The organism is Rhizobium sp. BG4 (assembly GCF_016864575.1).
In the GTDB taxonomy this organism is placed as follows: Bacteria; Pseudomonadota; Alphaproteobacteria; order Rhizobiales; family Rhizobiaceae; genus Rhizobium.
This window is the reverse complement of sequence record NZ_CP044125.1, coordinates 2,734,514-2,746,141: the sequence shown is the minus strand read 5'-3', so window position 1 is coordinate 2,746,141 and position 11,628 is coordinate 2,734,514. Positions and strand designations below refer to the sequence as shown.

The 11,628-nt window shown below is 64.1% G+C and carries 12 protein-coding genes and 1 pseudogene; 5 read left to right on the top strand and 8 right to left on the bottom strand.

Annotated features, from left to right (window positions below; all coding sequences use genetic code 11):
* Positions 1-154: 154 nt before the first annotated feature.
* Complete coding sequence (locus F2982_RS13810) at positions 155-1,075, top strand: hydrogen peroxide-inducible genes activator (RefSeq protein ID WP_203428145.1); 921 nt, start codon at positions 155-157, stop codon at positions 1,073-1,075.
* Positions 1,076-1,161: 86 nt separating this feature from the next.
* On the opposite strand, the gene F2982_RS13805 is transcribed toward F2982_RS13810, so the two are convergent.
* The 7 genes and pseudogenes from F2982_RS13805 to F2982_RS13775 all read right to left on the bottom strand — a co-directional run bounded on the left by F2982_RS13805 (position 1,162) and on the right by F2982_RS13775 (position 6,408).
* Positions 1,162-2,091 (bottom strand): IS110 family transposase, encoded by a 930-nt coding sequence (locus tag F2982_RS13805; RefSeq protein ID WP_203428144.1) that lies wholly within the window; start codon positions 2,089-2,091, stop codon positions 1,162-1,164.
* A 303-nt stretch (positions 2,092-2,394) separates the two neighbouring features.
* Positions 2,395-3,054, bottom strand: a complete 660-nt coding sequence (locus tag F2982_RS13800) for a peroxiredoxin (RefSeq protein ID WP_130284078.1) — start codon at positions 3,052-3,054, stop codon at positions 2,395-2,397.
* A gap of 87 nt (positions 3,055-3,141) precedes the next feature.
* Positions 3,142-3,738 (bottom strand): alpha/beta hydrolase, encoded by a 597-nt coding sequence (locus F2982_RS13795; RefSeq protein ID WP_203428143.1) that lies wholly within the window; start codon positions 3,736-3,738, stop codon positions 3,142-3,144.
* A 12-nt stretch (positions 3,739-3,750) separates the two neighbouring features.
* Positions 3,751-3,891: a hypothetical protein gene (locus F2982_RS13790; RefSeq protein WP_246777444.1), complete on the bottom strand. Its 141-nt coding sequence runs from the start codon at positions 3,889-3,891 to the stop codon at positions 3,751-3,753.
* An 11-nt stretch (positions 3,892-3,902) separates the two neighbouring features.
* Positions 3,903-4,058, bottom strand: a complete 156-nt coding sequence (locus F2982_RS13785) for a hypothetical protein (RefSeq protein WP_162708776.1) — start codon at positions 4,056-4,058, stop codon at positions 3,903-3,905.
* A 227-nt stretch (positions 4,059-4,285) separates the two neighbouring features.
* A pseudogene (gene msuE, locus F2982_RS13780) lies at positions 4,286-4,810 on the bottom strand (FMN reductase); the annotation flags it as partial.
* Between the two features lie 194 nt (positions 4,811-5,004).
* Entirely contained in the window at positions 5,005-6,408 is a 1,404-nt protein-coding gene (locus F2982_RS13775; protein ID WP_203428142.1) for an FAD/NAD(P)-binding protein, read from the bottom strand.
* Positions 6,409-6,646: 238 nt separating this feature from the next.
* Between F2982_RS13775 and F2982_RS13770 the strand changes: the two genes are divergently transcribed.
* The 3 genes from F2982_RS13770 to F2982_RS13760 all read left to right on the top strand — a co-directional run bounded on the left by F2982_RS13770 (position 6,647) and on the right by F2982_RS13760 (position 9,294).
* On the top strand, positions 6,647-7,483 hold the full coding sequence (locus tag F2982_RS13770; protein ID WP_203428141.1) for a MetQ/NlpA family lipoprotein: 837 nt from the start codon (positions 6,647-6,649) through the stop codon (positions 7,481-7,483).
* A 94-nt stretch (positions 7,484-7,577) separates the two neighbouring features.
* Positions 7,578-8,660, top strand: a complete 1,083-nt coding sequence (locus F2982_RS13765) for a methionine ABC transporter ATP-binding protein (protein WP_203428140.1) — start codon at positions 7,578-7,580, stop codon at positions 8,658-8,660.
* Complete coding sequence (locus F2982_RS13760) at positions 8,641-9,294, top strand: methionine ABC transporter permease (RefSeq protein ID WP_203428139.1); 654 nt, start codon at positions 8,641-8,643, stop codon at positions 9,292-9,294. The genes F2982_RS13765 and F2982_RS13760 overlap by 20 nt, the downstream gene beginning before the upstream one ends.
* 45 nt (positions 9,295-9,339) lie before the next feature.
* Here F2982_RS13760 and F2982_RS13755 read toward each other — a convergent pair whose 3' ends face one another.
* Positions 9,340-10,221 (bottom strand): endonuclease/exonuclease/phosphatase family protein, encoded by an 882-nt coding sequence (locus F2982_RS13755; RefSeq protein WP_203428138.1) that lies wholly within the window; start codon positions 10,219-10,221, stop codon positions 9,340-9,342.
* A 150-nt stretch (positions 10,222-10,371) separates the two neighbouring features.
* Between F2982_RS13755 and F2982_RS13750 the strand changes: the two genes are divergently transcribed.
* A complete protein-coding gene (locus tag F2982_RS13750; RefSeq protein WP_203428137.1) occupies positions 10,372-11,553 on the top strand; it encodes a PfkB family carbohydrate kinase in 1,182 nt (393 codons plus the stop codon).
* The last annotated feature ends 75 nt before the right edge of the window (positions 11,554-11,628 follow it).

Below are 11,628 nucleotides of genomic sequence, written 5' to 3'. Positions count from 1 at the left end.
TCCTTGGATGATGCAATTCATCGGTTATTGAGAGGGAGTGCCAGTGGCGGACCGGCTGGCGCGGCGTTGCACGCGCCCTCCCCTGTCTTCTTCTTATCGGAAGCGTGTGATAAATTTAAGTTGGATTTACTGATATCAGCGATAAGATAAAATTATGAAGAACCTGACGTTGAAACAGCTGCGTTATTTCGAGGCGCTGGCCCGCCACGGCCGCTTCCGCCATGCCGCGGATGCCTGCGCCATCTCGCAACCGGCGCTGTCGATGCAGATCAAGGAGCTCGAGGAAGAGCTCGGCAACGAGCTCTTCGAGCGCAGCGCCCGCGAGGTGAAGCTCACTGCCTTCGGCCAGATGTTCGCGTCGCGCGCCCACGATATTCTCCGCGCCGTCGACGAACTCGGCGATCTCGCCCGCGCCTCGCGCGATCCGTTCCTGGCGCGCTTGAGGATCGGCGTCATCCCCACGGTCGCACCCTACCTGCTGCCCGCCATTATCAACGATCTCAACGCCACCTTCGACGGCATCCAGATCGAGGTCCGCGAAACCCAGACCGCCAAGCTGGTGCAGGAACTCTCCCGCGGCGATCTCGACCTGGCGATCGTCGCTCTTCCGGTCTCGGAGCCTTCGTTGACCGAGCTGAAGCTGTTCGACGAGGAATTCGTGCTGGTGCGCCGCCTCGAAGACGAAGGCCGCCCGGTGCCGGATCGCGACATGCTACGGGAAATGCGCCTGCTGCTGCTCGAGGAAGGTCACTGCTTCCGCGACCAGGCGCTGTCCTTTTGCCGCATCGGCTCGGCCCGTCCGCGCGAAATCATGGAAGGCAGCTCGCTCTCCACCCTCGTCCAGATGGTCAGCGCCGGCATCGGCATCACATTGATTCCGGAGATGGCGGTACCGGTGGAGACGCGCTCGGCGCAAGTCTCGATCGCCCGCTTCCAGTCGCCGCGCCCGTCACGCACGATCGGCATGATCTGGCGCAACTCGACGCCGCTCGTCAGGCAGCTGATGGAAATCGCCGAAGTCATCCGCCGCTCGGCCGGCAGTGTGCAGAAGCATCATTTTCATGCGGAGGTGTGAGGGCGGCGCTTGTTTGGAAGCGACCCTCTCGCCCGGAGCCCCCTCACCCTACCCTCTCCCCGAGGGGAGAGCGACTGTCTTCTGCGTCAAGCGTCTTGCCATGGTTTGTTGTCCCTGATGATGGCGTTGAGGATGGTGAGGAGCTTTCGCATGGTTGCGACGATAGCGACGATCTTCGGCTTGCCTTGTGCGACGAGGCGATCGCGGAAGGTTCTGAGGGCGGGATTGTAGCGGCTGGCGACCAGAGCCGCCATGAACAGCACCGCACGCACCTTGCCCCTGCCGCCGCCGATGAAGCTCTTGCCCTTCCACTTGCCCGATTGCCGCGTCCAGGGCGCAAGGCCTGCCAGCGACGCGATCTGGCGACGGTCGAGACTGCCGAGCTCTGGCATCTCGGCCAGCAGCGTGCGCGCGGTTGCCGGCCCGACGCCCGGCACCGATGTCAGCAGCGCTTCGCGCACCCGCCAGACAGGCGACTTGCGGATATGGCCGTCCATATCGGCGTCGATGCTGGCAAGCTCGCGCCTGAGTGCGGCGAGCAGGCGCTGGATACTCTTCTGCGCCTGCCTGTCGCGCACCATGCGCGCCCGGTTCTCTTCCGCCACGATCATCTGCACGATCTGCTGCCTGCGGCTGACGAGAGCCGACAGAGCTTGCGTCTCAGCATCACGTAGCGGCCGGATAGCGGGCTTGGTCGCCGCAACGAAGGCGGCAATGACGGCCGCATCGATCGGATCGGTCTTGGCCCGGCGGCCGATCGCCTGCGCGTAGGCACGCACTTGAGTAGGGTTGACGACAAGCACCGTCAATCCCGCCGCAGACAAGCCTGCTGTTGCCAGGGTCTCGAAACCGCCAGTCGCTTCGAGCGCGATTGCATCGGCGCCGATCGCCTTCAGGCGGCTGGTCAGTTCGCGGATGCCATCGTCGTCGTTGCCGACAGCAAAAGCCTCGCCCTGCGGCCAGACGGCAACGTCGAGCCGCTCCTTCGAAACGTCGATACCGATGATCCTATCCATCTGATCCCATCCTTGCCTAATCGGGCTTTGCTTTCGCAAGCGGCCCTGGCGACTGTTCGGGTTCAATGGAACGGCGGGCGAGGACCCGTGCTCTCCCGCGGGCTTGGTGTCCCAGAGGGGCCTCGGTCTCTCGCTCGCCACCGCTGAAGCCATCAAAGCCTCAAAGCCGGCGTTTGGGAAGTTACAAGGGGAAGTTGGCGCGAGCAGCATCCTCGACATTCCCTTCTCCCCAGCGGGGAGAAGGTGCCCGAAGGGCGGATGAGGGGGCCGCTAGCACGGCACCCGCCTCATCCGCGGCACCCCTCAAGCCGCCGGCTGCTTCGTCTTACGCAGGTACGGCAGCACCGTATCGAACGACCCGAACCGGGCGATCGCATCCTCGTTGGAAACGGCGGCCGTGATGATCACGTCGTCGCCCTGTTGCCAGTTGGCGGGGGTTGCGACCTGGTGCTTGGCCGTCAGCTGGATGGAATCGATGGCGCGCAGGATTTCGTTGAAGTTGCGGCCTGTCGTCATCGGATAGGTGAGGATCAGCTTGATCTTCTTGTCCGGGCCGATGACGAAGACCGAGCGCACCGTGGCGTTATCGGCGGGCGTGCGGCCTTCCGAGCTGTCGCCGGCGCCGGCGGGCAGCATGTCGTAGAGCTTGGCGACCTTCAGGTCCTTGTCGCCGATCAGCGGATATTCGACGTCGAAGCCGGTCGCCGTCTTGATGTCGCCCTTCCACTTGGCGTGGCTTTCGACCGGATCGACGGAGATGCCGATGATCTTCACACCGCGCTTGCTGAACTCGCCTTCGAGACCCGCCATCGTGCCGAGTTCGGTCGTGCAGACAGGCGTGAAATTCTTCGGATGCGAAAAGAGCACAGCCCAGCCGTTGCCGATCCAGTCGTGGAACTGGATGGGACCCTGGCTGGTGTCGGCGCTGAAATCAGGGGCGACATCGTTGATACGGAGACTCATGACATATGACCTTTGTGACAACAGGACCGGCGGGATCGGGCGGCTGGGAAGGCCGCGATACCTGGCCGGGAGGTGGAATTTGCGCGGCTAAGCTAGTGGAACTTCCCGGCCAGGTGAATGCTTTCTTTGGGGTATCTTCTCGAGATGCCGCGTCTTGTGTTTGAGGATATCGAACAGCCGATAGCCACCCGGCCAGCGGCCATATCCGCTGGCGACATTGATATGCCCGGCAAGCCCCGCATTGCGCAGGTCGCTGCCCCAGAGCCGCGCGAAATAGGTGAGCCGCTCCAGCGACATGTAATGATCGTTGAGGCTGCCGACGAGGATGCTTGGAAATGGCAAGCGGTCCGTCGGCATGGTGCCGAAGCCGATACTGCCGGGATGCAGCTTGTCGGTCACGTCCAGATCGCAGGGCGCCACCAGCAGCGCGCCTTTCACCCGCCGCGCCGCCGGACGCCCGGCAAGACGGGCGGCGAGCACGGATCCGAGGCTGTGGGCGACGATATAGGCCTCGCCTGCCCGCTCCAGCTCGGCTTCCAGGGCATCGAGCCATTCGGTGACGCGCGGGCGGTCCCAGTTTTCCTGCCGTACGAGACGGCTTTCGGGATGATCCTTCAGCCAGGCGCTCTGCCAATGCGCCTCTTCCGATCCGAAAAGTCCGGGCACGATGAGAACCGGCGTCATGTCGTCTCCGATCTAGAGAATGCCGAGTGTGATGGCGAAGAGCAGCGCGAAGGAAAATGCCGCGGCTGCGGGTGCGGCAAGATCGGCGCCGGTGCGCAGGATCCGGCCGGATGGTGTAAGCGGCGCCGGGCGGCGGTCATCGAATACAGCCATGACGAGGCTCCTCAATACCAGGGCCCGGGCGCCGGGCTCCAATAGTAGAATTCATAGTCGCGAGCGCTTGGCTCGCGATCGTCATCGAGAGGCAGAGCTTCAGTGAGCGGCTGCGGATGGCTGAGCCCCTGGCGCAGCAATGACAGGAATTCGAATACAAGCCTCATAATCCGGTTCTCCTTGTCAGGGTCAGATCGATTGGTTGCGTCTTGCATTGGCAAGCAGCTCTTCGGCGCGCGCCACCGGGCCGAAAAGCATAAGCAGCCGGTTCTGTTCGCGAACCGGAAGCCGGTAGCGGCGGGCGAAATCGACGACGTTCCAGAGTTCCTGCGCCATCGTGCCGGGAGCGCCGCTCATCGCATTCACTCCGCAGCCTGCAGGCTGCTGTGCTGCGAGGGAAGAAGGCGGCGAGCTCGTCGATGGCGAAACCGATGCGGCCGGAGAGCTGCTCCGAGGTCACCTTGTAATCGGCGAAATCGCGGTCGGCGGCATAGATTGCCGTCGGCAGCGTATGGGCCATGAAGAAACCGAACAGCGGCCTGAGCTGATGCTCGACCATCAGCGCATGGCGGTCGCCGCCGCCGGTGGCGGTGATGATGATCGGCTTGGCGCGCAGTTCATGCGGCTCGATCAGGTCGATCAGATGCTTGAAATGGCCGGGATAGGAGCCCTTGTAGGTCGGCGACCCGACAACCAGCACATCGGCATTGACGATATCGTCGATGACGCCGGCGGCCTGGGCATCCAGCTCCTTGCGCCAGAGCGACGATCCGAGCGACGGCCCGACATCGTGGAGGTCGTAAACCTTCGAGGAGAAACCGTAACGCCTGGAGGCGAGATCCGCGACGTGGCTGACAAGCGCGTGCGTCTTGGACGGGCGGTTGAAGCTACCGGCGATACCGACGAGGCGAAGGGGCATGTCTCTCTCCTTTGATCTTGCATTAAATATTCTCTATAAATTTAGTGCACTAAAGGAATGGAATTCCATTCTGGAGAGCGGTGGGGAAATTCGGTCCCTCAGGTTGCGGCCTTGCTGGCAAGCACGGAGGGATCGGTGGCGCCAGTGGGGAACGGCGCGATCAGTCTGCAATATTCGAGGGAAAGTCTACGGCGTCAGCCGCCGGTCAGCTTGCGATGCAGCTCGCCGGCCACGAAGACCGAATGCTCGGTGACCTGCGGCAGGCCCATCAGCTCGCCGAAAGTGCCGCGCGCCAGCGGACCGGCGATCAGCAGCGAGGGATCGGCGTCGCCGCTCCGGCCGATCGCTTCGGAGCGCTCGTTGCAGGCAATGCCGAGCCCTGTCGGATCGAGCTCCAGGATACCGGCATCGTCAAGCTCGGAGAGCCAGAACTGGCTCTGCAGGATGCCGCCATGCGCGGGACCGGTCGTCACCACGACGGCATCGAAGCTTTTCACCGGGCGGCTGCCGTCGCGCAGTCGCAGCGTCACGCGGATCTCTTCGCCGTCCCGCTCGGCATCGGCGACCGAACCGGCGGCAATCGTCAGCCGCCCCTCGCCGATCGCCCGCTCCAGCACATCCTCGACCTGCGGCGCGACACGGAAACGGTGCACGTCCCAGAACGGCCTCAAATGGCGGACGATGCGCTGGCGTTCAGCCAGCGGAAGCCCCTGCCAGATCAGCCGTCCATGACCACGCACTTCATCGATCACCGCATGCCAGCTGACCCCTTCTCCGGCGGCCTGCGCGATCGCCTGGCGAATGCTGTGCAGCAATTCCGAAGCCGTCTTCGCCGGCCGCGCGGTAAAATCGCCGAACGGATCCTGCGCCGTCGCCGCATGTCCGCGCGAGCGCAAACCGCGACGGGAGACAGAGGTGATCGGCCCGCGATGGCCGGAGAGAGTGAGCGACGCGACGATATCAGCCGCCGTCAGCCCGTTGCCGACGATCAGCACCCGGTCATCCGGCTCTATATTGTCGAGAGCACCCGGTACTGTGGAATCGGCGACATAGCGCGGGTGACCGGCCAGCACCGCCTGCAGCCCGAGCGGCGGAGACGGTGACGGATGCGTCGTGGCGATCACCAGCAAGTCGGCCCGCGTCTCGATGCCGGTACTGTCGGAGACCAGCCAGCCATCATCAGTCTTCTCGACCCCGGTCACCGTCGCGCGCTGGTGAAGGATGCGGCCGGCCTCGATAGCCGGTCGCAGGCGCGAGGCGGCATAGGCGCCAAACAGCCGCCGCTGCGGAAAGAGATTGCCATCCGGCCGCGCTGCTTCGGGATCGCGGCTGACGGCACCGGTCGAAGCGATCCATTCTAGGAAATCCTCCGGCCTGTCAGGGAAGAGACTCATCCGCGCCGCAGGCACGTTGATGCGGTGCGCCGGATCTTCCGTATCGTAGGCCACGCCGCGGCCGAGCTCCCCGCGGGGTTCGAAGACGACGATCTCGGCGATACCGGCAGGCAGCTCGTTGGCCAGATGCAGCGCCACGCAGGCGCCGGAAACGCCGCCGCCGATGATCGCCACGACCTTCGATTTACCGCCACCGGCTGTCATCTCGCACTCGCATCCAGATTCATACTCTCCACATCGAAATAGGACGGTTCGCGTCGCGGCACAACCAATATAGTCTATAAACATTATAGAATTTTATTCGGAAGAGATCGGGCAGACCGGCAAGACTTTTCCCGCGCCGCTTTCGAGAAGAGACGGGCGTACTTCGAAGGCGGCCTTCCGATCTGACATGCTTTTTGTGTTTCGAGATCAATCTCATCACCAAGACGGGACAAACAAAATGAACAACAAGACCTTCTCAGCCGTGACGCTGACGCGCCGGGCAAGCCTCGCAGCGCTCGCCGTTTCGGCCCTCGCGCTCGCAACCTTTGCCGCACCCCTTCCCTCGGTCGCCGCCGAAAAATCCATCAAGGTCGGCATCATGAGTGGCGAGGACGAAGACGTCTGGCGCGTCGTGACCGCCGAAGCGGAGAAGAAGGGTCTCAAGATCGAGACCATCACCTTCAACGACTACACCCAGCCGAACGAGGCGCTCGAGCGCGGCGAAATCGACGCCAACGCCTTCCAGCACCAGCCCTATCTCGACAACCAGATCAAGACCCACGGCTATCACATCGTCCGCGTCGGCTATACCGGCGTCTGGCCGATCGGCCTCTATACGAAGAAGTACAAGGCCGTCTCCGAAATCCCCGAAGGCGCCATCGTCGGCCTGCCGAACGATCCGTCCAACGAAGGCCGGGCGCTGCGCGTCCTGCAGAACGAGGGCCTGATCAAGCTGAAGGACGGCACCGGCATTCTCGCCACCATCGCCGATATCACCGAGAACCCGAAGAAGCTTGAGATCAAGGAACTCGATGCCGGCATCGTCGGCCGCTCGATCGACGATCTCGACGCCGCCGTCGTCAACACCGACTGGGCGCTGAAGAGCGGCCTGTCGCCGAAGGAGCGCATCGCCCAGGAGCCGATCTCCGACAATCCCTACCGCAACTTCATCGCCGTCAAGGAAGACAACAAGGATGCGGACTGGGTGAAGACGCTGGTCTCCTCCTACCAGAACGACGCCGTGAAGGCCGAGTTCGACAAGGTCTACAAGGGCACGGGGCTGAGCGCCTACTAAACCGATATCCGCGCCTGGGGGAAAGGGCGCGAAGCCAGGGCGGTCCGGACGTTCCTTGTCCGGGCCGCCTTGAGCGTTTGCAGAGGATAATCTCATGAATTCATTCGTTTCCGCCGCCGCGATCGGGGCGAAAGCCGAAGCTGCCGCGGATATCATCCGCCTTTCCGATGTCCGGCGCCGCTTCGGCGAGACACCGGCGCTCGACGGCATTTCGCTGACCGTCCGCAAGGGCGAGATCTTCGGCATCATCGGCCGCAGCGGCGCCGGCAAGTCGACGCTGATCCGCTGCCTCAACGGGCTGGAGCGCGCCGATAGCGGCGAGATCCATATCGACGGCCGCGATATTGCCGGGCTGGCCGAGAAGGAACTGCAGCCGCTGCGCCGCCGCATCGGCATGATCTTCCAGCATTTCAATCTGCTCTCGGCCAAGACGGTCGAGGAAAACATCGCGCTGCCCTTGAAGATTGAAGGCGTGGCAAAACCCGAACGGCTGAGGCGCGCCCGCGAACTGCTCGATCTCGTCGGCCTCGCCGACAAGGCGAAGGCCTATCCCGCTTCGCTTTCCGGCGGCCAGAAGCAGCGCGTCGGCATCGCCCGCGCCCTTGCCGCCCGCCCCGCCCTGCTGCTCTCGGATGAAGCGACGTCTGCGCTCGACCCGGAAACGACGCGCTCGATCCTGTCGCTCTTGAAGGACATCAACCGCAAGCTCGGCCTGACCGTCGTGCTGATCACCCACGAGATGGAAGTGATCCGCAGCATTGCCGACCGCGTCGCCGTCATCGATGCCGGAAAGATCGTCGAGGAAGGGCAGGTCTGGTCGGTGTTCGGCAACCCGCAGACGGCGATCACCCGAAGCCTGCTCGGCAGCATCCGCCCGCAGCTCCCCGAGCATATCGCCGCCAGGCTCTCGCCCGTCTCAGGCCGCGAGGCGATCCTCAGCGTCGATCTCGCCGGACCGGAAGCGCAGGGCGCGCTGTTTGCCGATCTCTCGGCGGCGTTGCCGCATTCCTTCCGCCTCGTCCACGGCGGCATCGACCATATCCAGAACCAGCCGGTGGCGCGCTTCTTCATCGCCGTCCCGGCCCGCGATCCCGGCTTGCAGGATCAGGTGGCACAATTTCTGACGGCCCGCTCGGCGCGGGTGGAGGTACTCGGCTATGACACCGATCATGCTTGACCTGCTCGTACGGTCGCTTTGGGAAACCGTGCTGATGACCGGCGCATCCGGCATCATCTCGCTGGTGGCCGGCCTGCCGCTCGGGCTCGCCCTGGTGCTGACGGCGCGCGGCGGCATTGCCGAAAATCTCTGGGTCAACCGCGCGCTCGGCGCCGTCATCAACGGCTTCCGCTCGGTGCCCTTCATCATCCTGCTGGTGGCACTGATCCCGCTGACGCGGCTGATCGTCGGCACCGCGCTCGGCACCTGGGCGGCGATCGTGCCGCTGGCGATCGCCGCGACACCCTATTATGCCCGCATCGCCGAAGTGTCGCTCCGCGAAGTCGACCGCGGCCTGATCGACGCCGTCCGCGCCATGGGCGGCAATCGCTGGACGATCATCCGCGAAGTGCTGGTGCCCGAAGCCCTGCCCAGCATCGTCGCCGGCTTCACCGTGACGCTGGTGACCCTCATCGGCGCCTCCGCCATGGCAGGCGCCATCGGCGCCGGCGGCCTCGGCGACCTCGCCATCCGCTACGGCTACCAGCGCTTCGAGACCTCGGTGATGATCGCCGTCGTCATCGTCCTCATCGTGCTGGTCTGCGGCATCCAGTGGTTCGGCGATCGTCTGGTGGAGCGGCTGGACCATCGCTGAGATCGGGGCGGCCGGGCATGAAAGCTGCCCGGCCGCCCGTTCGCCTTAGAGATCGATCTCGACCCGCAGCGGCTGGTGATCCGAACCGGTCGCCTGCTCGTCGACCCAGCACTTGCTGATCCGGCTGGAGAGCCAGGCGGGCACGAAGCAGTAGTCGATGCGGATGCCGGCCTTGGCGGCGATGTCACGGTAGAGCGTGTGGCCCTCGTCTTCCGCGCCACCGGCGGCAACGTAGGCATCGACGAAGCCGGATGCATCCGGCAGGCGGCCATGCCACTGGTTCACGGCGCCGCAGATCCATTCATATTCCGGCGAGGTTGGCTCGAAATTGAAGTCGCCGAGAAGGATCGCCTCGCGCGGCATGTCGGGCAGCGCCGGCTCTTCGCGCCAGGACGGCACGATTTCGCGGCCACCGATCGCCGGGCCGTCTTCGAAGGCACGGTTGGACACCTTCACCAGCTCCTGCAGCTGCACCATGCGGTGGCGGCTGGCGAGATGGTCGAGATGGGTCGAGTAGAAGCGTACCGGACCCGACGGCGTCTGGATCAGTGCCTCGATCGCGCCGCGCTGGATCGTATGCGGGCCGGGCGCGGTGAACTTCGGATACATGTGATTGCGGGTGGACAGGATCGGGTAGCGCGACAGGATCATGTTGCCGAACTGGCGGCGCTTGTGATCCGTCGGGCGCTTGCCCTCGGCATCGGAGACCTTCAGCACGTCGACGGTCGGGCCCCAGACGAAATAGTGATCCGGCAGCAGACGGGCAATCGCCTCCGACTGACTGATATTGCCGGAACGGTCCCAATAATTCTCGACTTCCTGCAATGCGATGATGTCGCTGTCCTTGACGGTATCGACAATACGTTCCAGGTCGTAGCGGTCGTCCTGGCCGCGGGTATACTGGATGTTATAAGTTGTGATTAGCATGGATCCTCGCTTAAATTTGAGTTGCGCCGGACGTCGTGAAAACGTTTCATTGCGCGCGACGAACTAGGCCAAGAATGTGAAACTTCCGACACCATTCGATGACGATTCAATGAAGCTTCTTTCCTCTGCTCAGATGAGCCCATCCCAGCCATGAAAAATCGCGCAACCATCAAGGACGTCGCGCGCCTGGCGCGCGTTTCGATCGGCACCGTCAGCCGTGTCGTCAACGGCAACAAGGCGGTCACCGAGGAAAACCGCCTTGCCGTTTTCGACGCGATCCAGAGGCTCGGCTATCGCCCGAGCTCGGTCGCCCGCTCGCTCGTCGGCCAGACGGAACGCGCCCGCAAGGGAGCGCCATTGCCGCAAGGCGCCCCACGGCTGACCGCCATCGGCTATGTCAGCATCGATCATTCCATCCTCACCGAGGAAATGCCGCCGGCCGGCAGCCGCGTCTCCGCCAAGCTGATCCACAGGTCTGTCGGCGGACCCGCAGCGAATGTGGCGATCGCCGCAAGCCGGCTCGGCGGAGACTTCCCGGTCGCCGTCGATCTGATCTCCTCGCTCGGCGACGACCCCGAAAGCGACTGGGCGCTGGCCGAACTGCTGGAATGCGGCCTCAACGTCGACGCCATCGAACGCGTCACCGGCGGCAGGCTCTCGCGCAGCGTCGTCATCGTCGAGGCGGGCGGCCGCCGAACGATCCTCAATGAGCCGCTATCGCTGCCGATCCCGCGCATTCGCGACTATTTCAATGCGGCGGCGGCGCGGCAGGGCCAGCACTGCCTGCATCTCGAAGGCTTCCGCGTTGGCCTGCTTGATGAACTCCACCTGACCGGCGCCTCGCGCCCGGATCTCGTCACCATCGACACGACCGGCCTTCCGGCGCACTGGCAGACACCGGCCGCCTTCGGCACGCTACGCAGAAGCTGCGACTTCATCTTCATGAGCCGCTCGGCCGCCCGCCAGCTCGTGGGCACCGATGTCGATGACGGCGAGCTTGCCGATACGCTGTCCCGCCACGCGGCGGACGGCGGTGCCAGCATCGTCCTGACCATGGGCGCCAGCGGCTCCGTTCTCATCCAGCCGGGCAAGGCGCCGGTCTGCGTTCCAGCATTGGCTGTCGATCCCGTGGATGTCACCGGCGCCGGCGATGTTTTCGTCGGCATCTTCCTGGCGGTATTCCTCAACACCGCGGATGCCCTGACGGCAACGCGCTGGGCGGCCGTCGGCGCCTCCTATTCCATTGCCGCGATTGGCGTAAACACCGTCACGGTGACCGCCGATCTCATCGCAACCGGCCTTGCAAGTCTCTCCAGCCAGCCCAATTCCTGACCGCAAAAATCTGCAGCAGTCACCAATCGGACATATATCCGTCATCCCGATGAAACGTTTTCACGGTACTCGGTC